20 protein-coding genes are annotated in these 23,802 nt (G+C 66.3%); 10 read left to right on the top strand and 10 right to left on the bottom strand.

Going from position 1 to position 23,802, the window contains the following annotated elements; all coding sequences use genetic code 11:
• Positions 1–243: 243 nt before the first annotated feature.
• Complete coding sequence (locus tag BAY61_RS05955) at positions 244–1,815, top strand: prenyltransferase/squalene oxidase repeat-containing protein (protein WP_091799486.1); 1,572 nt, start codon at positions 244–246, stop codon at positions 1,813–1,815.
• Positions 1,816–1,851: 36 nt separating this feature from the next.
• On the opposite strand, the gene BAY61_RS05950 is transcribed toward BAY61_RS05955, so the two are convergent.
• On the bottom strand, positions 1,852–2,661 hold the full coding sequence (locus BAY61_RS05950; protein ID WP_094168480.1) for an SAM-dependent methyltransferase: 810 nt from the start codon (positions 2,659–2,661) through the stop codon (positions 1,852–1,854).
• A gap of 250 nt (positions 2,662–2,911) precedes the next feature.
• Between BAY61_RS05950 and BAY61_RS05945 the strand changes: the two genes are divergently transcribed.
• On the top strand, positions 2,912–3,760 hold the full coding sequence (locus tag BAY61_RS05945; RefSeq protein WP_176879589.1) for a phosphoribosylaminoimidazolesuccinocarboxamide synthase: 849 nt from the start codon (positions 2,912–2,914) through the stop codon (positions 3,758–3,760).
• A gap of 58 nt (positions 3,761–3,818) precedes the next feature.
• Here the strand turns inward: BAY61_RS05945 and BAY61_RS05940 are convergent, their stop codons facing one another.
• Genes BAY61_RS05940 through BAY61_RS05925 form a run of 4 tightly spaced genes read right to left on the bottom strand, consistent with a single transcriptional unit; the run spans position 3,819 to position 7,921 of the window.
• Positions 3,819–4,628 carry a carbohydrate ABC transporter permease gene (locus BAY61_RS05940; RefSeq protein WP_091799484.1) on the bottom strand — a complete coding sequence of 270 codons (810 nt, stop codon included), beginning with the start codon at positions 4,626–4,628 and terminating at the stop codon, positions 3,819–3,821.
• Entirely contained in the window at positions 4,625–5,557 is a 933-nt protein-coding gene (locus BAY61_RS05935) for a carbohydrate ABC transporter permease (protein WP_091799481.1), read from the bottom strand. The genes BAY61_RS05940 and BAY61_RS05935 overlap by 4 nt, the downstream gene beginning before the upstream one ends.
• Positions 5,554–6,921, bottom strand: coding sequence for an ABC transporter substrate-binding protein (locus tag BAY61_RS05930; protein ID WP_091799478.1), 1,368 nt, complete (start codon positions 6,919–6,921; stop codon positions 5,554–5,556). The genes BAY61_RS05935 and BAY61_RS05930 overlap by 4 nt, the downstream gene beginning before the upstream one ends.
• Positions 6,902–7,921, bottom strand: a complete 1,020-nt coding sequence (locus BAY61_RS05925) for a zinc-dependent alcohol dehydrogenase family protein (protein ID WP_091799476.1) — start codon at positions 7,919–7,921, stop codon at positions 6,902–6,904. The genes BAY61_RS05930 and BAY61_RS05925 overlap by 20 nt, the downstream gene beginning before the upstream one ends.
• Positions 7,922–8,048: 127 nt before the next feature.
• Here BAY61_RS05925 and BAY61_RS05920 point away from each other — a divergent pair, with 127 nt between their 5' ends.
• From BAY61_RS05920 to BAY61_RS05900, 5 genes are all read left to right on the top strand, one after another.
• Positions 8,049–9,023 (top strand): sugar-binding transcriptional regulator, encoded by a 975-nt coding sequence (locus tag BAY61_RS05920; RefSeq protein ID WP_091799473.1) that lies wholly within the window; start codon positions 8,049–8,051, stop codon positions 9,021–9,023.
• A 71-nt stretch (positions 9,024–9,094) separates the two neighbouring features.
• On the top strand, positions 9,095–10,261 hold the full coding sequence (locus tag BAY61_RS05915) for a sensor histidine kinase (RefSeq protein WP_091799470.1): 1,167 nt from the start codon (positions 9,095–9,097) through the stop codon (positions 10,259–10,261).
• A complete protein-coding gene (locus tag BAY61_RS05910; RefSeq protein WP_091799467.1) occupies positions 10,258–10,932 on the top strand; it encodes a response regulator in 675 nt (224 codons plus the stop codon). Before BAY61_RS05915 ends, BAY61_RS05910 begins: the two co-directional genes overlap by 4 nt.
• 93 nt (positions 10,933–11,025) lie before the next feature.
• On the top strand, positions 11,026–12,027 hold the full coding sequence (locus BAY61_RS05905) for a LamG domain-containing protein (RefSeq protein ID WP_110057670.1): 1,002 nt from the start codon (positions 11,026–11,028) through the stop codon (positions 12,025–12,027).
• 79 nt (positions 12,028–12,106) lie between these two features.
• Positions 12,107–13,009, top strand: coding sequence for an RluA family pseudouridine synthase (locus BAY61_RS05900; RefSeq protein ID WP_091800729.1), 903 nt, complete (start codon positions 12,107–12,109; stop codon positions 13,007–13,009).
• Between the two features lie 42 nt (positions 13,010–13,051).
• Here the strand turns inward: BAY61_RS05900 and BAY61_RS05895 are convergent, their stop codons facing one another.
• The 3 genes from BAY61_RS05895 to BAY61_RS05885 form a co-directional block, all read right to left on the bottom strand.
• Complete coding sequence (locus tag BAY61_RS05895; RefSeq protein ID WP_091799464.1) at positions 13,052–15,535, bottom strand: DNA gyrase/topoisomerase IV subunit A; 2,484 nt, start codon at positions 15,533–15,535, stop codon at positions 13,052–13,054.
• Between the two features lie 13 nt (positions 15,536–15,548).
• Positions 15,549–17,606 carry a DNA gyrase/topoisomerase IV subunit B gene (locus tag BAY61_RS05890; RefSeq protein WP_091799461.1) on the bottom strand — a complete coding sequence of 686 codons (2,058 nt, stop codon included), beginning with the start codon at positions 17,604–17,606 and terminating at the stop codon, positions 15,549–15,551.
• A gap of 184 nt (positions 17,607–17,790) precedes the next feature.
• A complete protein-coding gene (locus tag BAY61_RS05885; protein ID WP_091799458.1) occupies positions 17,791–18,822 on the bottom strand; it encodes a DNA polymerase IV in 1,032 nt (343 codons plus the stop codon).
• 249 nt (positions 18,823–19,071) lie between these two features.
• Between BAY61_RS05885 and BAY61_RS05880 the strand changes: the two genes are divergently transcribed.
• Positions 19,072–19,338, top strand: a complete 267-nt coding sequence (locus tag BAY61_RS05880) for a WhiB family transcriptional regulator (RefSeq protein ID WP_091799455.1) — start codon at positions 19,072–19,074, stop codon at positions 19,336–19,338.
• Positions 19,339–19,572: 234 nt separating this feature from the next.
• On the opposite strand, the gene BAY61_RS05875 is transcribed toward BAY61_RS05880, so the two are convergent.
• Positions 19,573–20,304, bottom strand: a complete 732-nt coding sequence (locus BAY61_RS05875; RefSeq protein WP_091800726.1) for an alpha/beta fold hydrolase — start codon at positions 20,302–20,304, stop codon at positions 19,573–19,575.
• A 204-nt stretch (positions 20,305–20,508) separates the two neighbouring features.
• On the opposite strand from BAY61_RS05875, the gene BAY61_RS05870 reads away from it, so the two are divergent.
• Positions 20,509–21,234, top strand: a complete 726-nt coding sequence (locus tag BAY61_RS05870) for a class I SAM-dependent methyltransferase (RefSeq protein ID WP_091799452.1) — start codon at positions 20,509–20,511, stop codon at positions 21,232–21,234.
• 295 nt (positions 21,235–21,529) lie between these two features.
• Positions 21,530–22,870, top strand: a complete 1,341-nt coding sequence (locus tag BAY61_RS05865; protein WP_091800723.1) for an MBL fold metallo-hydrolase — start codon at positions 21,530–21,532, stop codon at positions 22,868–22,870.
• Here the strand turns inward: BAY61_RS05865 and BAY61_RS05860 are convergent.
• Positions 22,867–23,694: an urea carboxylase-associated family protein gene (locus BAY61_RS05860; RefSeq protein ID WP_091799449.1), complete on the bottom strand. Its 828-nt coding sequence runs from the start codon at positions 23,692–23,694 to the stop codon at positions 22,867–22,869. The two genes, BAY61_RS05865 and BAY61_RS05860, sit on opposite strands and share 4 nt — an antisense overlap.
• Between the last annotated feature and the right edge of the window lie 108 nt (positions 23,695–23,802).

Raw genomic sequence — 23,802 nt, 5'->3', positions numbered from 1 at the left:
CTTGGGAAACCACTGGCACATACCGCATTCGCTATCGCGACGACAGCAACGATGTCCCCGGAGGCAGCACCAGTTCCGCCGCTTCATCCAAACAGTTCAACGTGGCCGGTTGACCAACACAACGCTGCTCCATCCGGATCATGTCCGATGTGACACCTTTGGCCGGGATGCTACTTTGGAGTTTCGCTCACTCACCCGGGTGACCCTGGATATCTCAAAGCTGGCAACGCCAAGGAGTGCTTCATGGACTCGCCCGCTGTGTGGCCGGAATCGACTGGGAAAGCCGTCACAGACCTGTTGTCGGAGATGACCGAAGACGATCGTGGCAGGTTCTCACCATCGGTGTACGAGACCGGCCGACTGGTGTCCATGGCTCCCTCACTGTCCGGACACGACCGAAGAGTGCGATACCTGCTCGACGAACAGCGACCGGACGGGAGCTGGGGAGGCCCAGGGCGTTACGACGTCGTACCCACACTCAGCGCCACGGAAGCCTTGCTGGCCGAGTCGCGCAGATCTGGCTGTTCGCCCTCGGTCGACTCGGCGGCTATGCGAGGGATCGACGTCCTCAGGAATCGATTGCCGCGCAACGATTCCCTTCCGGACACCGTCGCGATCGAGATCATCGTTCCCGGGCTCGTCCATGACATCAACAGCCGGCTCTCCGAACGGAATGTGCCCACACTGCCGGTCCCCTCTGGAACCAACGGCGACCTGCTGATCGCGCTGCGGGCCGCCGTCGAGTCGGGAACCGCGCTGCCGGAAAAACTGTGGCATTCCTTGGAAACGATCGGCGAACCCGCACGGCGAGCGCGCTTCGTCAAACCGGTCGAGGGCCGCATCGTGGGCTGTTCGCCCGCCGCGACGGCGGTCTGGCTGGGTGACGACGTGATCGCCGAGAACCGCCATCCCTCGATCGGCTACCTGCGCGATGTCCAGGATCCTGCCGTAGCCGCGGTTCCCGTCGCGGCGCCCTTGGCCTTGTTCGAGCGGTCGTGGGTACTGTCCACACTGGCCGATTGCGGCATCGAGTTCACGGCACCGTCGGCGCTGGTGGACAGTCTGCACGAGGCATTCGGACCTCATGGCGCGGCCGGCGGGCTCGGCCTCCCGGCCGACGCCGACGACACGGCGAGTGCGCTCTACGCGCTGGCTCGCCTCGGAAGTCCGCGGTCTCCGCGCCCTTTGTGGGAGTACGAGGCGGACGACCACTTCAGCACGTTCCCCGAGGAACGGACCCCTTCGACGACGACCAACGCGCACGTCCTGCAAGCACTGGGAGCCTCGGTAAGCCCTGACCCGCAAGAAAAGGCCCATTGTGCCGCCGCGGCGGCCAAAGTCACCGCGTGGCTGGTGGAACAACAGCGTCCGGACGGTACGTGGGCCGACAAATGGCACGCGTCGCCGCTTTACTCCATCGCCTGTTGCGCTACCGCCCTCGCCCGTTACGGCGGCACGAAGGGCAGGCCGGCCGTGACGAAGGCCGTGGACTGGCTACTGGGAGCCCAGCGTGCCGACGGTTCGTGGGGACGCTGGGAGGGTACGGCCGAGGAAACGGCCTTCGCGGTCCGGACTTTGCTGGCCACCACCGCGAACGAGGAGAACGACGCTGTCGCGATCGCGGCGGCGCGGGGCTGCGCCTTCCTGCTCGCCAACATCGAGAACACACGGCATCCCGCGCTGTGGCACGACAAGGACCTCTACACACCGCTGCGGATCATCGAGACCGAAATGCTGGGCGCCCTGCATTTGGCGAAGTCGAACGACAAGGTCGTCCGGCGGGTTGCCGAGCAGTCGGCTCGAATCGGGGCGTGATGAACCGCGCCGCACCCGCTGGCCAGCGTCCGACGGTCAGAGTTTGCGCCCCATCCCGGCGTGCATCTGCACCTGGTCCGGGTTGCGGTCGACTTCGTCATCGGACTCGGGACGCCACAGGTGAATGGGTACTTCGCCCGGCTCGATGAGATCGAGCCGGGCGAAGTAACTCGTCAGCTCCTCACGTGAGCGTAGATTCACGATCGGCGGCGCACCGAGCGCCATGCGCTCGAACATCTGATAAGCCGCGAGCAGATCCTCATTCTCACTACAATGCGAGATTGCCAGGTAACTGCCAGTGCTCACACGATCGCGGTAGCCCGACACGATCCCTGCGGGTCCGTCCTCGTCGGAGATGTGGACGAAAGCCTCGATCATCAGGATCGCGAGCGGCTGCTCCGGATCGATCAACCTCGCGACCTCGGGCGTGGCGAAGACCGCGTCGTGGTCACGGAAGTCGGCCTGAACGATGGTGGCGTTGTCGTTACCTGCCAGCACATCGCGTCCGACGGCGACGACATGGGGGTCGATGTCGACGTACACGACCTTGCCGGAGGGGTCGACGGATTGCACGACCTCGTGCACGTGGTCACGGGTGGGAATACCGGAGCCGAGATCGAGGAACTGGGTGATGCCCTCACCGAGAAGGTGCCGCACCATTCTGCCCAGCAGCGCCCGCTGCGAACGGACGAGGTAGGGCATGTACGGCGCGCAGACCGAGATGTTGTCGGCCACCCGCTGGTCGGCGTCGTCGTGATGGGCACCATCCAGCCAGTAATCGGTGATCCGCGCAATGTTGGGCTGGGTTGAGCCTTCTTGCTGAGCGGTGTGGATGGGGAGTGCCACTCTGAGTACGCCTCCTCGGGTCCTGACCCGTTGCTCATCCTAGCGATCTTCCGCCGCACAGGGCACCTGATTCTACTGCGAATGGCGGGACGGGACGGCAGGAGGTCGACGTTGCCCACCTGGCCGGACGCTGCCTGTTTCGGCCCAGGTCGTCGCCGCTTCCGCTTGCACGAACGAGCTTGAGGCCACTCGTTCGAGTGAGTTGTTCGCTCCTCAGGGTCAGGCCGAACCGCCACCGAGCGCCCGTACGATGGCGGTCGTGAAGCACATCCACGCTGGCAAAGTCCGGGATCTCTACCAGGACGGCGACGACATTCTCCTCGTCGCGTCAGACCGGGTTTCGGTCTATGACGTGACGTTGCCGACACCGATTCCCGACAAGGGTGCCTTGCTGACCCGGCTCTCGCTGTGGTGGTTCGAGCTCTTCCGTGACGTCGTACCGAATCACGTCCTGTCGGCCACCGACGTTCCGGACGAGTTCGCGGGCAGAGCGATTCGGTGCCGTCCATTGGAGATGGTCAAGGTCGAGTGCATCGCCCGCGGCTACCTGACGGGCCTCGGCCTGCGTGAGTACCAGAAGCAGGGAACGGTATCCGGAGTCGCGCTACCGGACGGCCTCGTGGAGGGCGACCGACTTCCCGAGCCCATCTTCACGCCCACCACGAAGGCGGACGTGGGGCACGACGAGTTCATCACCTTCGACGACGTCGTCGCGCAGGTCGGGCGCGAGCTCGCCGAACGGCTGCGGGAGCTGACGATCGAGATCTACCGTCGCGGGGCCGAACACGCGGCGACGAAGGGCATCATCGTCGCCGACACCAAGCTGGAGTTCGGAATCGCGGCCGACGGAACGCTGACCTTGGGCGACGAGGTACTCACCTCGGACTCGTCGCGGTTCTGGCCTGCCGGCGAATGGGAGCCGGGCAGGCCGCAGCACTCGTTCGACAAGCAGTTCGTGAGGGACTGGGCGACCAGTACCGGCTGGGACAAGACCCCGCCTGGCCCCGAGATCCCCGCGAATATCGTCACCGCGACGAGAGAGCGCTACCGGGAGGTCTACGAGCGCCTCACCGGAACGGACTGGTCCCCCACACGCTGAAAGCGCGGACGGGTGCCGAAGGCGCGAGCGGGTCCGCGCTTTCGGCACCGGGCCACCGTTACTTCACCGCGCCCATGGAGAGGCCGCGGACGAGGTGGTTCTGCGCGATCCAGCCCACGATCATCACCGGCAGCGACGCCAGCAGAGCGGCAGCGGAGAGTTGTGCCCAGTACAGTCCCTCGCTGGTGATGAATCCGGAAAGGAACACCGGCACCGTTCCGGCACGTGCCGCCGTGAGGTTGATCGCGTAGAAGAACTCCGTCCAGGAGAAGATCACGCAGATCAGGGCGGTCGCGGCGATCCCGGGTGCCACGACGGGTAGCACGATCCGGGAAAGCAGCGTCGGCAGGGTGGCGCCGTCGACCCTTGCGGCTTCGATCATCTCCTTGGGTACCTCCAAGAAGAACGAGCGCATCATCCACACGGCCAGCGGAAGGTTCATCGCCGTGTAGAGGATGATCAACGCCCACACGTTGTCGAGCAGCTGCACGTTCTGCGATATCACGTAGAGCGGGATGATCGCGGCGACGATCGGCAGCATCTTCGTGGACAGGAAGAAGCCCAGCGCGTTTTTCGTCCCCTTCACGGGCGCGAGGGACAGCGCATACGCGGCGGGGATGCCCAGCACCAGCACGGCGAGGGTGGACACGACCGTCACGAACCCCGAGTTCGCGAGGTAGGGCAGAAACCCGCGCTCGAACACTCCCGCGAACTGGTCGAGGGTCGGGGTGAAGAACAGTCTCGGCGGGTCGGTGTAGGCATCGGCTTCCTGTTTGAACGCCGTCAGCACCATCCAGATCAGCGGGAAGACGAACAGGATCGCGACCAGCCAGGTGAACGCGGTCAGCGATATCCGGCCGAGTCTCATTTCACGCCTCCGCTCACATCGAAGGTCCGGAACATCAGGCGCAGCGCGAAGGTCGCGACGATGAGGGTGAGTACGACGACGATGACGCCCATCGCGGAGGACTGACCGACATCGAAGCCCTCGAAGGCTCGCTGATAGATGTAGAACGGCAGGTTGGTGCTCGCCGTACCTGGCCCACCTTGGGTCATCAGGTAGATGGCGTCGAACGAGTTGACGATGTAGATCGCGCCAAGCAGCGCGGCCAGCTGCAGGTAGCGGCTGAGCTGTGGCAACGTGATGTAGAGGAAGGTTCTTCCCCTGCCCGCGCCGTCGACCTGCGCGGCTTCGAGTACTTCCTTCGACTGCGCTTGCAGCCCGGCGAGGATGAGCAGCGTCATGAACGGGGTCCATTGCCAGATGACCTGGGTCATCACCGAGGCGAGCGGGAACTCCGACAACCAGTCGGTCTCACCGCCGAATACGAAGTTGAGCAGCCCGTACACCGGGTCGAACATGGTCGTCTTCCACAGCAGCGCGCCCGCGGCCGGAAGGATCAGGAACGGGGTGATGATCAGCGTGCGCACCACACCCCTGCCGGTGAACTTCCGGTCGAGCAGCAACGCGAGCCCGAGACCGAGCAGCATCGAGACGAACACGCACACCACCGTGAGTACGACGGTGTTGAGCATCGCTCCGCGGAACTGGCTGTCGGCGAACACGTCGATGTAGTTCTGGAACCCGACGAAGTGTTGCGACCCGGGACGCACCAGGTTCCAGGACTGGAACGAGTAGAAAACCGTGACAAGAAACGGAATCTGCGTCACGGCGATGACGAAGAGCAGCGCGGGCAGCAGAGGGGCTCTGCGCTTCCACGGGCTACCGCCCTTGCGGCCCTGCGGTCGTTGCGCGGTTTCGCTTGCCGAGGGAGGAGCCGCCGCCGTCGTCGTCATCGGGTCTCCTGGTATGCCTTGCCGACCGTCTCGGCGTACTCCTGTGACTGCTGGAGTGCCTCTTCGACCGACTTCTGCCCCGCGATGGCCGCGGAGAGCTGCTGGCTCACCCTGGTCCCGAGGTCCTGGAACTCGGGGATGCCGACGAACTGGATGCCGGGATAGGGCACCGGTTCCGCCATGACTTTTTCCTGGCGTGCGTCGCGAATACCGTCAAGTGTCGGTTGCGCGTATGCCCTCGCCGCTTCGGCGTACTCGGGAATCTCGTACGTCGACTGCCTGCAACCCGGCGGAACCCTGTTCCAGCCGAACTCCTCACCGACGAGCTGGACGAACTGTTTGTCGGTCATCCAGCGCATGAACTCCCACGCCGCCTGCTTGTGCTCGGTCACCTTGGGCATCGCGAGCGACCAGGTGTAGAGCCAGCCGCTCGCGTCCGTTGTGGACACGGGTGCGGCGACGTAGCCGGACTTGCCGACGACCTTGCTGCTGGCCGGGTCCTCGTTGGTACCGGCCATGACCGTCGCGTCGTACCACATGGCGGCCTGCCCCTGGCCATACCTGTTGCCGCATTCGGAGAATCCCGCGCTGGACGCGCCGACCTCGCCGTGCTCCCTCACCAGGTTGACGTAGAAGTTCGCGGCTTCGGTGAACTCGGGCGAGGTGAGCTGGGCGTTCCAGTTCTCGTCGAACCACCGGCCGCCGAAGGTGTTCACGACGGTGGTGAACGGCGCGAGGCTTTCGCCCCACCCTGGCTTGCCCCGAAGGCAGATCCCGGCGATGCCGTTGGCCTTGTCGTCGAGCTTCGCCGCGAAGTCGGCGATCTGCTGCCAGGTCGGGCGCTCGGGCATGGTCAGCCCCGCCTGCTGGAAGAGGTCCTCGCGGTAGGCGAGGAACGAGGATTCCCCGTAGAACGGCACCGCGTACATCGAGTCCTGGTAGGACAGCGATTCGCGAATGCTCGGGATGAAGTCGTCGCCGTCGTAACCCTCGCTGCGGTCGATGTAGGGCTGCAAGTTCTCCAGCCAGCCGTTCGCCGCCCACTGTGGAGTCTCGTAGTTGCTGATCATCACCACGTCGAACTCGCCGCCCTCGGTCGCGGTCGAGGCGGTGATCTTGGCGCGCGCCTGGTTTTCCGGCAGCGAGACGAACTTGAGGTTCACGCCTGGATGCTCGCGCTCGAACCGGTCGGACAGCGCGATGGCGTCGTTCATCTGCGGGTTGGCCACGATGGCGATGACGAGCGTCTGCCCGCCCGCACCGATGGCACCGGCACCCGCGCAGCCGGTGACGAACAGCAGCAGAGTGGACAGCAGTACCGCGATGAGTGGTTTCCTGCGCCGCCTACCGAGCGGTGTGGGCATCGTTGCCGCCTCCCGGGATCACTTGGACCTTGAGTCCGGCGCCACTGCGCATCAACGCCAGTGCGTCGGGATAACGTTCGAGCGAAAGCGTGTCGGTGAGCAACGCGTCCGTGTCGACGGCGCCTGCCGCGACGAGGTCGAGCGCGGTGCCGAAACTGTTGAGTACCGCCATCGAGCCGACGACGGTGATCTCGTCGTTGTAGATCCGAAACGGTGAGAGCGCCACTCGCGCCTCTTCGGGCGCGACGCCGAAGACCAACAGCCTTCCCCCTCTGCGCAACGCGTCGAAGGCCGCCTCGATGGCGGGGACGGCGCCGGTGCAGTCGGCCGCGGCGTCGAACTTCTCGTCGGCCAGGTCGGCGGCGTCGCCGGCGACGGCGACGGCACCGAGTTCGGTGGCCCTGGCCAGTCTCGCGGTGTTGCGGTCGACGACGGTCACCGAGGCACCAGCCCGTTGCAGCAACTGCTGCATGATGAGGCCCATCGTTCCCGCCCCCATCACCAGGAACCGTTCACCGGCCTCTACGCCGACCCTCCTGACACCGTGCACCGCGCAGGAGACGGGCTCGACGAGCGCACCTTGCTGCCAGGTCATGCCTTCGGGCATGCGGTAGCAGTTGGCCGAAGGGACGGCGACGTATTCGGCGAAGGCTCCGTCGACGGTGTCCCCGGTGGCGCCCCAGTTGGCGCACAGGTTGCCGTGACCTGACCTGCACGGAGTGCAGTAGCCGCAGAACAGTGAAGGGTCGACGGCGACCCGGTCACCGATCCGCCAGTCACCGGGCACACCAGGCCCGAGTTCGACGATCTCACCGGCGAACTCGTGCCCAGGGACGATCGGATACGGGGTCGGCGGGAAATGCCCGTCGGCGATGTGCAGGTCGGTTCCGCAGATGCCGCACGCGCCGACCTTGACGACGACCTGCCGTTCGGCGGGCTTGGGGTCGGGTACATCACCCACCCTGATGGTCCCCGGCTGGTCGACGATCGCGGCGCGCATGCCACCCACCCTTCACCGCTCATATGAGCGTCGTTCATTCATCGCTACAACGACATGTGCAGGCATTGAAGGATAAACGCTGGTGTTACGTCAACCTTTCGCTCAGATTTCCAGCTATAGTGCTCATATGAGCAGACGGAGTCGCACGGTGAGCCTTACTGATTCGGTTCAGGCGGCCACGATCGCCCATCGGTTCTACGTGCGAGGGCACTCGAAGCTCGACATCGCGAAGGACTACTCGATCAGCAGGTTCAAGGTGGCCCGGATACTCGACTGGGCAAGGGAAATCGGCATCGTCAAGGTGACCTTCGATCTGCCGTTTCCCATCGATCCCGGGTTGTCGGGCGAGCTTGCGGCCGCGTATGGCCTGCGACATGCGTTCGTGCTCGAACGAGCGAGTCAACCAGAGGGAAGGCCCGAGCTGCGACGGCGCATCGGCGCGCTCGCGGCCAGTGTGCTGAGCGAACTGGCCACGAAGGACGACGTGATCGGGTTGTCGTGGGCGAGGTCAGTGAACGTGATGACCGAACAGATCACGTCCCTCCCCCGCTGCGCGGTCGTGCAGTTGTGCGGCGTGCAGGCAGGCATGGACATGCGGGACCGGTCCGTGGAGACGGTGAGCGGGCTGGCGCGGGTCTCCGGAGGAGACGCCTACCCGATCTTCGCGCCGCTGGTCCTCCCCGACCGGCGCACGACGGAGACGCTGCGGAGGCAGCCGGGCATCGCCGAAACCTTCGGTCAGTTCCGGAACATCACCAAGGCCGTCGTGAGCATCGGGGCGTGGCAAGAGAACGAATCGACCGTCTACGACTCGCTCAGCCCGTCCGAAAGGGACTCGATCACCAAGCGCGGCGCCAAGGCCGAGGTCGCGGCGCGGCTGTTCGACGCGGAGGGAAACGCGCTCTCCACCGGGCTCGCGCACCACGTACTGGCCATCAGTCACGAGGAACTGCGTCAGGTACCTGAGGTCATCGCGCTGGGCTACACCACGCCGAAGGCCGAGGCGATCGACGCCGTACTGCGTTCAGGCATGGTGTCGACGTTCATCACCGACGCCGACGCGGCACGGAGGGCACTCGAACTGGCCGCCGCACGCGGCTGACGTCGTCTACTCCGGGGGAAGTACTCCCCGGACCGAACGAGAATGAGGGGATTCCGGTTTAGGCTGCCCTCATGGGAGCCGCTGATACGGGGGCCGCGCACAGGTGGCGATCCCGCCCGTTCGATGCCGCACTCGCCGCGAGCGTGACGGTCCTGGTGCTCGTGGACGCGCTGACCGGGCAGGCAAGGCCCGGCGCGCTCGACTACGTCCTGCTCGTGATCAGTTCCCTCGCTCTCGTCGCGAGGACGAGGGCACCGAGAGCCGTGCTCGCGATCAGTCTCGTCGCGAACCTCGTCTACACGCTCCAGGCCGATCCCGGCCCGATCGCCGCGGCTCCCGCGCTCATCGCCGTGTACACGGTGGTGAGCCTGGGGCACCGGGTGCTGGGTATCGCCGTCGTCGCACCCCTCATCGTGTTCGCCTTCGCGCAGAACCTCGCCGAACTCGACGACGGGCTCTCGGCGACGCAGGCCATCCAGGACGCGTTATTGCCCGTCGGCTGGTTCTTCGCCGTGCTGGTACTCGGTGAAGTGACCCGGCACCGCAGGGCCTACCTGCGCCAGGTGGAGCAGCGGGCGGCCGAGGCCGAGCGAACCAGGGAGGAAGCGGCGCTGCACAGGGCAAGCGAGGAACGGCTGCGCATCGCGAGAGAGCTGCACGATTCGCTGACCCATCAGATCTCCATCATCACCGTTCAGGCCGGAGTGGCCGTGCACCTCGCCCGCAAGCGGGGAATCGAGGTACCCGAGGCGCTTGTCGCCGTTCAGGACGCGAGCAGGGAGGCGGGAAGAGAGCTGCGAGCGACACTGGAGGTGTTGCGCGCGGACCGGACCGAGCGGCACCAGGACACCGGCCTGGCAAGACTCGCCGAACTGGTCGGCAAAGCCGGGGTCTCCGCGACGGTGACGGTCGAGGGGAAACGACGGCCGCTGCCGGCCGAGGTCGACAGGGCGGCCTACCGGATCGTGCAGGAAGCGCTCACCAATGTCAGCAGGCACGCGGCCGGTGCGTCGGCGACCGTCCACATTGGTTACCTTGAAGGCGAGGTGACGGTACGCGTCGAGGACGACGGCAGCGAGGGAGAGGCAAACGCCGCGACAACCACATCGCCCGGCGGGGTCGGACTGATCGGAATGCGGGAACGGGTCAACGCTCTCGGCGGCACGCTGCACGCGGCGCCAAGGGAGCACGGTGGGTTCAGGGTCGAGGCCACCCTCCCGACGGTGGTCACCGCATGATCCGGGTGCTCCTCGTCGACGACCAGGCGCTGATCAGGGGCGGTTTCCGCGCATTGCTCGACGCGGAGGACGACATCGAGGTCGTCGCCGAGGCCGCTGACGGCGAGGAAGGCGCGGCCGCGGCCGCCGCGCACCGCCCCGACGTCGCGTTGATCGACATCCAGATGCCGGTCGCCGACGGGATCGAGGCAACGAGGAGGATAGCGGCCGATCCCGAACTCGCCGGAGTGCATGTCGTCATGCTGACCAATTACGGTTTCGACGAGTACGTGTTCAACGCGCTTCGGGCAGGCGCGACGGGTTTCCTCGTCAAGGACATCGAGCCGGCGGACCTCGTGCACTCCGTGCGGGTCGCCGCGCGGGGTGACGCCCTGCTGGCTCCTTCCATCACGCGCACGCTGATCAGCGAGTTCGTCGCGGCGCCTCCCTCGGCTGGTGTGAGCACGCACCTCGCCGAACTGACCAACAGGGAACGCGAGGTCGTCGCGCTGGTGGCGAGGGGACTTTCCAACGCGGAGATCGCCGGGCACATGGTGATCAGCCCGCTGACGGCCAAGACCCATGTCAGCAGGGCCATGGTCAAGCTGCACGCGCGCGACCGCGCTCAACTCGTCGTGTTCGCGTTCGAATCCGGGCTGGTGAAGCCACGCGGCGGCGAACGATCGCACTGATCACCTCTGGACCGCACAAGAAATCCTGGGTAGGCTTCTGCTTTCGAGAACTGAAAGCGCTTTCACAACACGTCGATCCCGTGAGGTGAGCAGATGTCGCTGCCCGGAAAGCTGGGTGGGAAAAGGACACGGCGCGCGAGCAAGGTGGTGAGGACGGGCGCCGCGCTCGCGGCGGTCCTCGTCGGCGCGAGCCTCGCGGTACCGGTCGCGCACGCGTCTCCCGGCAAACCTGCCGTCTTTCCCACGCTCGCGCCGCATCTCGTCTCCTACTACGACTTCGATCACCCGGTCGCGGGAAACCCCGGGCTGGAACGGGATCTGGGCCGATCGGGTACCGACCTCGAATTGATCAACGGCGCGGCGGCGATGCGGGTCGCCGACAACGCTTACCCCGGAGCGCGAAAGGCGCTGCAAACCAAGCAGATCGACGAGAGCGTCGCGGGCAACGACGATTGGAAGGCCGGGGTGTACTCCCCCGGCGGCGTACCGACGCTGAACGCATTCAACGCCACCACGTCGACAACGGTGATGGGCTGGTTCAAGATGACCGGCGACCATCCGAAACCGGATTCGACCACGCCCGACCCCGGCGACTACTTCAACGCCGTCGGGCTCGCGGGCATTCTGGCCGGAAACTCGGACGGCCACGGGGTCAGGGCACTGCTCGAACTCATCAATGTGGACGGTGAGTTGCGGCTGGTGGCGCTGGGAAGGCGGCTCGACGACGGCCGGTCGCAGACGTTCGCGGCGAGCCAGGACTGGCAGCGCCTGCTCCCCAAGGATGAGTGGGTCTTCCTCGCGGCCACCTTCGACTTCGACAAGGGAACGATGGCGCTGTACCGCAACGGGAAACCGGTACCCGGTTTCTACACCGAAACCGATGATCCATGGGAGGTCGGCGGCACGCCAGGTCCACATCGGACGTCGGCGACCGACCCGAGAGGCATCAAGATCGGCGGCAGCTTCCCGCAGAACACACTCGAACGCAATCCGTGCGAATGCCGTTTCGACGGCCTCATGTTCCTCGACAAAGTGGCAAGCCCCGCCGAGGTCGCCGCGCAGTACCGGTGGATGGCGCGCGGAAATCCGCACTGAGCGCGACCGGCCTGCTCTTCAGCGTCGCCCTGCGGCTACCGAAAACGGCCGCAACGGCCAGACGGCTACAGTGAAGAGGATGAAACGTCCCGCGTCACCACTGCCGCAGCGGCACGGTCTCGACGCCGCTCGGATCAGGCTGCCCTCGGAAGGGAACTGGGCAACGGTGCGGGACCATCTGGTCGACCGGTTGCCCCGGCTGGAACCCCAGTACATCGACACGATGGTGCGGGAAGAACGCATCGTCGGCCTCGAAGGGCCGATCACCATGGAGACGCCGTTCGTCCCCAACACGTTCGTCTGGTTCCACCGGGACCTTCCCGACGAGGTTCCCGTCCCCTTCGAGATCGGCATCGTGCACAGGGACGACAACCTCGTGGTCGTGGATAAACCGCATTTCCTCGCCACCATCCCGCGAGGCAAGCACGTACTGGAAACCGCGCTGGTGCGGCTGCGTCGCGACCTGGAACTTCCCGAACTGTCACCGGCTCACCGCCTCGACCGCGTCACGGCGGGGCTCGTCATGTTCGTGACCCGCAGAGAACTGCGCGGGGCCTACCAAACGCTCTTTCGCGACCGGGTCGTGCGCAAGGTGTACGAGGCGGTGGCACCTCACCGGCCCGAACTGAAGCTGCCCACGGTTGTTCGCAGCCGCATCGTCAAAGAGCGCGGCATCATGACCGCGCGGGAAGTACCCGGCGAGCCGAATGCCGAGACGCACGTCGAACTGGTCGAGCACAGGGAAGGACTCGGCAGGTATCGGCTGCTGCCGACAACCGGCCGTACCCACCAGCTGCGCCTGCACATGTCCTCGCTCGGGGTTCCGATCGTGCACGACACGTTCTACCCGGTGCTGACCGAGACCGCGCTGGACGATTTCAGCAGGCCGTTGCAGTTACTGGCCAAGACACTCGAATTCACCGATCCGCTGAGCGGCGAGCCGCGCAGGTTCGACAGCGCGGCCACCCTCAGGGCCTGGTGATGCGCCGCGGTGCGGGGACCGGCGAGGTCCCCGCACCCGCGCTCAACCGCGTTCGATGAGGTGACCGACGACGTCGGGTCCTGGATGCGCCGCCCCGGAGCCGTCCCTGCGCGGGTCGGGCTCGGGTAGTTCGACGGCGTCGCCGTTCTTGCCCGCGCCCGCCGGACGTGGACCGATCCAAGCGACGGTGACGCTGTTCTCGCCCTTGAGGAACCGGTGTGCCCGCACACCCGCGGTCGCCCTGCCCTTTGCCGGGTACTCGGCGAAGGGGGTGACCTTCACACTGGTGCCGGTCGCCGTGACGACCATCGGCTCGCCGTGTTCCTCGTCGTCGGTACGAATCGCGCCGAAGAACACCACCTCGGCGTCTCCGCTGAGGTTGATGCCGGCCATGCCACCGCCCTTGAGGCCCTGCGGCCTGATGAGCGAGGCCGCGAAGCGCAGCAGGGCCGCCTGCGAGGACAGGAAGGCAAGCGTTTCCTCGCCATCGGTGAGCCAGGTCGCGCCCACGATCTCGTCGCCGTCCTTGAGGCTGATGACGTCGAACTCGTCGGAGCGCACCGGCCATTCCGGCGAGCACACCTTGACCACACCCCGTTTGGTGCCGATGGCCAGTCCGGTCGCCCCCGCGGCTTGTTCGCCGAGCGGTGCGATGCCCACGACTCGTTCGCCCTTGCCGAGCGGAACCAGTTCGCGAGCCGCCATGCCGCCGCGCAGGGACACCGTGCCCGCTTGCTCCGGTAGGACCGGCAGCGGCAGTACGTCCACTTTGAACGCTCGCCCGGTGTTGGTGACGAGCAGTACCTGACCTCGGGCCGTCGTGTGCACGACCGCGGAGACCGCGTCGTGTTTGACCCTCCCGTTGCGCCGCCTGCCCTCGCCGACCTCTTCGGATTCGGCCGCGGTACGAGCGACGAGGCCGGTCGCCGAAAGGATCACCTGGCACGGATCGTCGGCGACCTCCAGCGGGCCCGCCGACTTGGAAGCTGCGAGCACTTCCTTGAGGTCGCCGTCGATCAGCCCGGTCCTGCGTTCCGTCGAGAACTCCTTGGCGACCTTGGCCAGTTCCTGGGAGACGACCTTCTTCAGCACCGACTCGTCGTCGAGGATCTTCGCCAGCTCCGCGATCTCCTCACGCAGCCGGTCCTGCTCGTCCTCAAGTTCGATCTTGTCGTACTTGGTGAGCCTGCGCAGTGGCGTGTCGAGAATGTAGGTCGCCTGGATCTCGGAGAGCTTGAAGCGCTTCATCAGCCCGTCTTTGGCCGCCTGCGCGTTCTCGCTCTGCCTGATCAGCCTGATGACCTTGTCGATGTCGAGCAGCGCCTTGAGCAGGCCCTCGACGAGGTGCAGTCGTTCCTCACGCTTGCGTTTGCGGTATTTGGTCCTGCGGGTGACGACCTCGTAGCGGTGGGCGAGGAACACTTCGAGTAGTTGCTTGAGCCCGAGCGTCCGCGGCTGGCCTTCGACGAGGACGAGATTGTTGATGCCGAAGGACTGTTCCAGCGGGGTGAGCCGGTAGAGGTCGGCCAGCAGTGCTTGCGGGTTGACGCCGACCTTGCACTCGATGACGAGCCTGGTGCCGTTTTCCCTGTCGGTGAGGTCCTTCACGTCGGCGATCCCGGTGAGCCGCTTGGATTTGCCGACCTCGTCGGTGATGCGCTCGATGACTTTTTCCGGCCCGACGCCGTAGGGCAGTTCGGTGACGGTGATGCCCTGCCGCCTGCTGCCCTCGATGGGCCCGGTCTGCACCTTGGCCCTCATCCGCACGATGCCGCGCCCGGTCTCGTAAGCCTTGCGGACCTCGTCGAGCCCGAGCAGCAGGCCACCGGTCGGCAGGTCGGGGCCGGGCACGAACTCCATGAGCTTGTCGAGCGTGGCGCCGGGGTGGTTGATGAGCCAGCGCGCGGCCGCGATGACCTCGCCTATGTTGTGCGGGATCATGTTGGTCGCCATACCGACCGCGATGCCGGACGTACCGTTGACGAGCAGGTTCGGGAACGCCGCTGGGAGCACGGACGGTTCCTGGAGAGAACCGTCGTAGTTGGGCCGGAAGCCGACGGTCTCCTCGCCGAGTTCGCCGACGAGCAGCATCGCTTCCGGCGACATGCGTGCCTCGGTGTACCGGGAGGCGGCTGGCCCGTCGTCGGGGGAACCGAAGTTGCCGTGCCCGTCGATGAGCGGCACGTTCATCGAGAAGTCCTGCGCCAGCCGCACCATCGCCTCGTAGATGGCGCTGTCGCCGTGCGGGTGGTACTTGCCCATCACGTCGCCGACGACGCGAGACGACTTCACGTAGGCGTGGCTGGGCCGGTACCCGTTCTCGTTCATGGAGAACAAGATCCGGCGGTGGACGGGCTTGAGCCCGTCGCGGGCGTCGGGCAGCGCGCGCGAGTGGATGACCGAGTACGCGTACTCCAGGTAGGAGTCCTCGATCTCCGTCTTGACCGGGTTGTCGTAGACGTGGGCTCCCGCCTTGTCGAAGGCGGAAGGGTCGACCCGCGTCATGGTGCCTTTGCGGCGTGCCATTGTCGTGTGACTCCTAGATGTCGATCGCGGCCTGGTCCACCCTGGCGGCGGAGGAGACCAGCCATTTGCGGCGCGGCTCGACCTTCTCGCCCATGAGGAGTTCGAGCGCGGCCTCGGCCGCCTCGGCGTCGTCGAGGGTGATGCGGCGGACCGAGCGGGTGGCGGGGTTCATGGTGGTGTCCCACAGTTCGTCGGCGTCCATCTCACCGAGTCCCTTGAACCGGGGCACGGGAGTGACCACGTTCTTGCCTGCCTTGTGCAGTGCCGCGACCTTGGTTTCCATTTCCCGTTCGCTGAACGTGTAATGGGTTTCCGGGTTGCGGCCCTTCGTGGTGATCTTGTGCAGCGGCGGCATGGCCGCGTACAGCCTCCCGCCTTCGATCACGGGACGCATGTAGCGGGCGAACAGCGTGATGAGCAGCGTGCGGATGTGCGAGCCGTCGACGTCGGCGTCGGCCATCAGGATGACCCTGCCATAGCGCATGGTCGACATGTCGAAGGTACGGCCTGTTCCCGCGCCGAGCACCTGCACGATGGAGGAGATCTCGGCGTTCTTCAGCGCGTCGCCGAGCCCTGCCTTCTGCACGTTGAGGATCTTGCCCCGCAGCGGAAGCAACGCCTGGTACTCGGAGACCCTCGCCATCCTCGCCGATCCGAGCGCGCTGTCGCCCTCTACGAGGAACAGTTCGCTGCGGGAGACGCCGGTGGTGCGGCAGTCGACCAGCTTCGGCGGCATCGCGGCGCCTTCGAGCGCGGTCTTCCTCCGTGCCGCGTCCTTCTGCTGCTTCTGCGCGAGCCGGACGCGCGAGGCGTCGACGATCTTCTGCAGGACGGTCTTGACTTCCGCCTTCGTCTTGCGGTTTTCGGTCCACGCCTTGATGTGTTTGTCGACGATGCCCTGGATGACCTTCGTGATCCCGGCCGTCGACAGTTCGTCCTTGGTCTGCGAGGTGAACTGCGGCTCGGGAATGCGCACGTGGATGACGGCCGTCATGCCTTCCTGGACGTCGTCGACGGTCGGCATGTCCTCCTTGGGCTTGAGCAGTCCCCTGGTCTTGGAGATGGCTTCCTGGACGGCTTTCACCATCGCGCGGTCGAACCCCCTGCGGTGGGTTCCGCCGTGCACGTTGCGAATGGTGTTGGTGAAGAACTCGACGGTGCGCTCGTAGCCGGTACCCCAGCGCAGCGCGATCTCGACCTCGGCCCGTCGCTCCACATTGGACTTCATGACGCCGTTCTCGTCGGCGGCGTTCTCCTTGTAGCTACCCTCCCCCGTGATGACGAGGGTCTCGCTCACGGCGCGATCGCCGGCGGGAGCGAGGAATTCGACCATGTCGGTCAAACCGCTCGGGTGATGGAAGGTCTCCTCGTTGATGGCGCCGTCGGTGGCGGTGCGCAGCACGTAGTTGACGCCAGGGACGAGAAAGGCCGTGTTGCGCAGCTTCTGCCTCACCACGTCGACGTCGAGCGCGGCCCCCGTCTCGAAATACCTCGCGTCGTACCAGTACCGGATGGTGGTTCCGGTGGACTCCCCCCGCTTCATCTTGCGGATGAGGCGAAGTCCCGACTGGCGCGTGAACTTCGCTTTCGGCCCCTGGCCGTCGAACGTGCCTGGCACACCACGGGCGAACGACATCTCGTGCACCTTGCCCGCGTGCTTGACGGTGACGTCGAGCCGCAACGAGAGCGCGTTGACCGCCGAGGCGCCGACACCGTGCAGGCCCCCGGACGCCTTGTATCCCGAGCCGCCGAACTTGCCGCCCGCGTGCAACCTGGTGAGCACGAGTTCGACTCCGGACAATCCCGACTTGGCGTGTACCCCGGTGGGAATGCCCCTTCCGTCGTCCTCGACTTCGACGCTGCCGTCGGCGTGCAGGGTGACCACGACCTTGGTCGCGTGGCCCGCGACACCCTCGTCGGTCGAGTTGTCGACGATCTCGGTGAAGAGGTGGTTGACGCCGCGACTGTCCGTGGACCCGATGTACATGCCTGGCCGCTTGCGCACCGCTTCGAGACCCTCGAGGTGGGTCAGGTCGTCCGCCCCGTAGAGGGTCTCAGCAGAAGCAGTCACAGGGTTGCTCTCTCCCAGATCTCGATAACACCGATTCGTGCCGTCAGAGGTGCGCCGGCGCGCTCGGTCTGCCACCCGACCAGCGCACCACCGTAGTGCAGGGTATCCGCCCGCTCCGACATTGCCGCCGAGAGCTTCGCCGTCCGCGTCGTCACACCCTTGACACCGTGTGACCCCCATCACTTCAGCTCGGGTCGAACTCCGCTTTGACACCCAGCAACCGCACCGGACGATCGAGTTCGAAGCGTTCCAGGACGCTCAGCGCGGCTCGTTCGATCACCACCGCCTCGCTCGTCGGCCCCTCCAGCGTAATGCTCTTCGTCTGGGTCACGAACGGCGCGAACCGCACCTTGACGCCGACCCTGACCGCGGGCCGCCCCTCCGCGACGACGTCTTCGGCGACCCTGCCTGCCAGCGCGGCGATCTGTCCGGCGATCTCGGCGGGGTCGGCGATGTTGCGCTGGAAGGTCGTCTCCCTGCTTCGCGAGCGCGGAACGTAAGGAGTGGCCGTGACCTCCCTGTCACCCGCGCCGTGCGCGAGCGCGCGGAAGTAGGGCCCCATCGTCGGCCCGAACCGCGCGGCGAGCTCGTTCGGATCGGCCGCGGCGAGCGCGGCGACGGTGGTAATCCCCATGTCCGCCAGCTTGTGGGTGGTCTTGCTTCCGATGCCCCACAGCGCGTCGGGCCCGCGCTCGGCCATCACCGACATCCAGTTCTGCCTGGTGAGCCGGTAACGGCCTGCCGGTTTCCCGAATCCCGTCGCGACCTTGGCCCGCATCTTGTTGTCGCCGATCCCCACCGAACAGGACAGGCCCGTCTCCTCGGCGACGACCCGCTGGACGTCCTCGGCGAACGCTTCCGGATCGTCGGTGGTCACGCCCAGAAAAGCCTCGTCCCAGCCCATCACCTCGACGACGGCGTCGAACTCACGCAGGGTTGCCATGACCCGCTCGGACACGGCTTCGTACGCGGGCGGATCGGAGGCGAGGAAGACGGCATCAGGACAGCGTTTGGCTGCCGTGCGCAGGGGCATACCCGAGTGGACTCCGCTTTCGCGCGCCTCGTAGGAAGCCGTGGCGACGACGGCACGCTGGCTCGGGTCGCCTTTGCCGCCGACGATCACCGGTTTTCCCCTCAGTTCGGGGTGCCTCGCGACCTCGACGGCCGCGATGAACTGGTCGAGGTCGACATGCAGGATCCAGTCCGTTATGGACACTGTGGACACGTGTTCCAGTATGTGCCCGGCCCGCGCGAAATGACAACGGCCGCGACCGCGGTTTCCGCGTGCCACGGACGAGGTACCCGGCCGCGCGAGGTGGCGGGCCTCACTGCCGGAATACACGCGCACGGGATGCGCGTTGAATAATCGCTTGCCCGGTAACCGATGATCAAAGGTGGCCGCGAAATTTCGTAGCGGCCGTCACGTGGGCGAGCGAATCCCCGCCGGAAAGGAGGGCGGTACGTCATGGAAAAGGAAGACTGGCGACATGAGGCCGCCTGTCGCGACGAGGATCCAGAGCTGTTCTTCCCGGTGTCGGCGATGGGGCCCGGCGCGCGGCAGAGCGAGCGGGCGAAGGCTGTCTGCGCCCGGTGTCCCGTGCGTTCCGAGTGCCTTGAGTACGCGATCGACACGGGACTGGACTACGGGATCTTCGGCGGCACGACAGAGGTGGAGCGCCGCGATCTCGTGCGCGCTCGTGGAAAAACGAAGGGGCAGCCGCACGCGGCGTGACCCTCACGCTTGCCGTCGTGAGTCACCTCACGACGGCAAGGGAACACCGGAGCTGTTTCCGGTGTTGGAATGGTCGGCTGATACGCATTGAGTCCCCCGGGCCTCATCCCAGTTAGCCTTCGCGGAATACCGTTCGGCTGGAACCGCGTCGCGCCATTCGCCGAGAGGCGACCATGCGTATCAGCCCTTTTTCTTCTTTTCGGCCGGATCATGGTGATGGTCCGGCGCGGGCAATCAGCCGAGCCCGAGCAGTGACACGGCTTCGCGGAGCGCGGCCGAGACCGTCCCGGGATCGGTGTAAGGGGCGAGGTGATCGGAGTCGGCGCGCACGACGGGGTCGCCACGGTCAGCGCATATGGTGGCCTGCCGGTCGTAGGCCGCGCTCAGCCGCACGTAGGCGCACGGCACGTCCGGGCCACTGGTCACCCGCGCGGTTTCCTCGAAGTACGACAGCGGCAACCTCGGCAGTTCGGCGATGAACCGCTCGCGCTGCTCGGGTTCCGGCAGCAGCGCGGCGATGGCTTCCGGCGGAAACCATTGATTCCACGGAGGAAGCATCCCGCCGACGGCCAGGTCGCGAAGCTGATCAGCGATCTCCGCCGGTGCCGCCGCGAGCCAGGACCGGCCGGGATGCGGGAGTTGAGCATCGACGAACACGATCGCGGCGACGGGCAGTGGAAGGCCCTCGGCGATCGCGGGCAGGAGCGGCCCCGCTCCGCTGTGTCCCACGAGCACAACCGGCCCGGCGACACCGGATTCCGCGACGGCGGTGGCGACAAGCCCCGCGAGGCGCGGACAACTGGGGCCAGGGCCATCCGTTCCGGTCGCAAGCGAAGCGACGACGACGGGATGTCCGCTCTCCCGCAAGATCGCCGCGGTCGGCTCCCACGCCGAGGGGCCGACCAGGGGACTGTGCACGAGAACCAAGACCGATTGCCGTTCTCGCCCCGCTTCCGGTTTCCGCATGATGCGATTGTGCCAGCGCACCATGGTTTCGTGGCCCACCTTGGTTTACTCGTGCCAGATCCAGTACGCTCGCGGCCCTATCGCGCATAAGCGACAACAGAATGCGAATCGACCCGCTCTCCGGGCCTGGTTCTGCTGATGTCCCCCCGGTTTCGGCAGTGTCCTGCCCGCGTCCCGGCGGATCCGCTACGACTTGGAGGCTGCGTGACCGACAGCGAGCAGGGCCAGGGTGCGTTCAACGCGGCCACCGGCCGCACATTGGAAAGTGATCACGGCAAGCCCCGATACCTGAACTATCAGCGCGAACTCATCCGCGCGCACTGCGGGCGCACGGTACTTGAGGTCGGCGCGGGACTCGGCGAGTTCGCCGACGGTTTCACCGGTTTCGAAAGGTACGTCGTCACCGACGTCGATCCCGAAGCGGTCAGGCAGATGAAGGCCCGCTTCGCCGACCGCGAGGAAATCGAGGTACAGCAGTTCGACATCGACGGGCAGACGACGCTTGAGGAACCCGTCGAGAGCCTGGTCGCGATCAACGTCCTGGAACACATCGAGGACGACGTCGAAGCGCTGCGCTGCCTCGCCGCATCGGTCACCCCCGGTGGGGACATCATCCTGTTCGTGCCGGGATACCAGCAGCTTTACGGCGAGTTCGATCGCAAGGTCGGGCACTATCGCAGGTACACCCCCGCCACCGTGCGGGCCGCGGCCGAGAAGGCAGGGCTCACGGTGGAGGTTGCCCGGCCGGTCAACTTCCTCGGTGCCTTCGCGTGGTGGGCCGCCGTGCGCAAGGGCGGAGCAGGCGCGCCCAACCGCAAGCTCGTCGCGATCTACGACCGCTTCGTCGTCCCGGTGACGAGGGCCATCGAAAAGGTCGTCAAGGTTCCGTTCGGGCAGTCTGTTCTCTGCGTGGCCCGCAAGCCGCGATAAGCATCCGCGACGAGGCCGAGTCGGGGCATGTCGATCACGCGTCGACATGCCCCGACTCGCAAGTGGTCCAAACCATAGACCCATACTTCCGGGGCTTGGCCCAGCAGCCCGCAGCCTGGACAATGACAAGGGCCGGGGCTTCGCGTTCGAGCGCTCCCGCGCGCGACGACTCGCACACTCACTGTCACGAAACCATGGTGCTGGCCAAGGGCGCTATTCGCGTTCCCTCTCGCCGGATACCCCCGAGGGTACAGTCGCGACAGGGGCCGCGATAAGGAAGGAAGTGACCGTTCCGATGGAGATTCTGCCCATCGACACGCCATCACTCGGCGACCGCAGTTACCTCGTACACGACGGCGAGGTCGCCTTCGCGGTCGACCCGCAACGCGACATCGACAGGATGCTGGCACTGCTGGAAAGCGAGGGTGTGCGGCTGCTGCACGTCTTCGAGACCCACATTCACAACGACTACGTCACCGGCGGCCTCGCGCTCGCGCGCCTCACTGGCGCGGCCTATCACGTCAACGCGGCCGACGAGGTGTCGTTCGAGCGCGAACCGATCACGGACGGCGACGTCATCGAGGTCGGCACCACCATGCGAGTGCAGGCCATGGCCACGCCGGGTCACACGTTCACCCACCTCTCCTACGTGCTGCGCTCCTCCGGCCACGTACCGGCCGTGTTCACCGGCGGCTCACTGTTGTACGGCTCGACGGGACGTCCCGATCTGCTTGGGCCGGCGCACACCGGCGAACTGGTACACGCGCAGTACTCGTCGGCCCGCAAGCTGGCGACCGAACTGCCCGACGAAACCCGCGTGTATCCGACACACGGGTTCGGCAGCTTCTGCTCCGCCACCCCCACGTCCGGTGACGAATCCACGATCGGCAGGGAAAAGCGGATCAACCCGGCACTCACCGAATCCGAGAAGTCCTATGTGGACTCACTGCTGGCCGGGCTCGACGTGTATCCCGCGTACTACGCGCACATGGCACCGGCCAACGCCGCGGGCCCGGAGGCACCCGATCTCAGCCCGCCACGGCAGGCCGATCCCGCCGAGTTGCGGCACCGGATCGAAGCGGGCGAGTGGGTCGTGGATCTGCGCAACCGCACGGCGTTCGCGGCTGGCCACGTCGCTGGCACGCTGAACTTCGGCATCGACGGCGGGCTCGCCACCTATCTCGGCTGGCTGTTGCCGTGGGGAGCACCGCTGACCCTGCTCGGCGAGTCGCCGGAACAGGTCGCGCACGCACAGCGCGAACTGGTGCGGATCGGCGTCGACCGGCTCGCGGCCGCGGCGACGGGCGACATCGAGACGCTCGCCGGAGGTCACGCGCTCCGCTCCTACCCCACCGCGGGATTCGCGGAACTGGCCGAGGTGCGCCATCACCGCAGGGTCACGGTGCTCGACGTCCGCAGGGGTCAGGAGTGGGACGAGGGGCACATCGACGGTGCCGTGCACATCCCGCTGCATGAACTGCTCGACCGCATCGGCGAGGTACCCGCGGGCGAGATCTGGGTTCACTGCAAGTCGGGTTACCGGGCCGCGATCGCGGCGTCGCTGCTCGACGCCACCGGCCACCGGGTCGTCGCCGTCGACGACGAGTACGCGGCCGCCGCCCCCGTCGGCCTCTAGGACTTCACGAGCCCGTGCAGACCGCCGTAGGCCGCGACCGCCGGCGGTTTCCAGTCGGCCGTGAGGTCCGCGTCCGGTTGGAACACCTCGACGGCCAGCGGACGGCAGACCTCGATGGGATCGCGGGCATCCGGACCCCACAACGGGATGGAGAGGTCGCCTCCCGGACAGGTCGACAGGGCACACAGCAGGTCCTGCTCGGCGAAGAACTCGAAGAAGTCACCCGGTTTCGCCGGAGACGGTTGCATGAAGTAGCGATCGTCCTCGGTCAGCCCGGTGCACTGGAAGATGTTGAGCACGTCGTGGACGTCGAACTCGGTCAGCCCGTAGGGCAGCACGGCGCGCACCAGGTTCGAATGGCAGTGCACGTCGGCGTCCTCACCGGTGAGCATCCGGTTGACGTAGGGATCGCAACGGGTTCCGAGCAGGTCGTGCACCCTGCCTCCGTCGGAATCGACCCCGTAGGACTCCAGCGTGTCGTTGACGATGGTCAGCAACGGACGCAGGTAGGGCAAGGTCGACCACAGCCGGTCGTGGCGAGTCACGTGCGCGGCCTGTAGCTGCCGCGTCCTCGCCGCCCACAGTCGTTCGCGCGGATTGTGCCGGTTCCAGACGTTGAAGTCGCCGACCTGCGCTCCCTCGGGAGTACTGATCCGGCAAATCTGGCCCGCCTCGACCTCCCACGCCCTGCCGGACCGGATGGGCACCACGAACCGTTCGACGTTCTCCCTCCGGTCTTCGCTTTCCGCCAGCCGGTCGTAGAAGCCGCGATCGACGGCGAGCGCACTTCCCTCTGAAGCCTGGTAAGCGGGACGCGGTCCCATGGACACCTCCGGAACGACGGGCGGCCACAACGCGTCCGAGTGTAGGTCGTGTCTGATGATCCTCTGCCGTGCGAGCGGGGATCAGCGTGGTTCCTCGCAAGACTGTGC

Source organism: Prauserella marina, from assembly GCF_002240355.1.
GTDB classification, from domain to species: Bacteria; Actinomycetota; Actinomycetes; order Mycobacteriales; family Pseudonocardiaceae; genus Prauserella_A; species Prauserella_A marina.
This window is presented reverse-complemented; position numbering and strand designations above follow the sequence as displayed.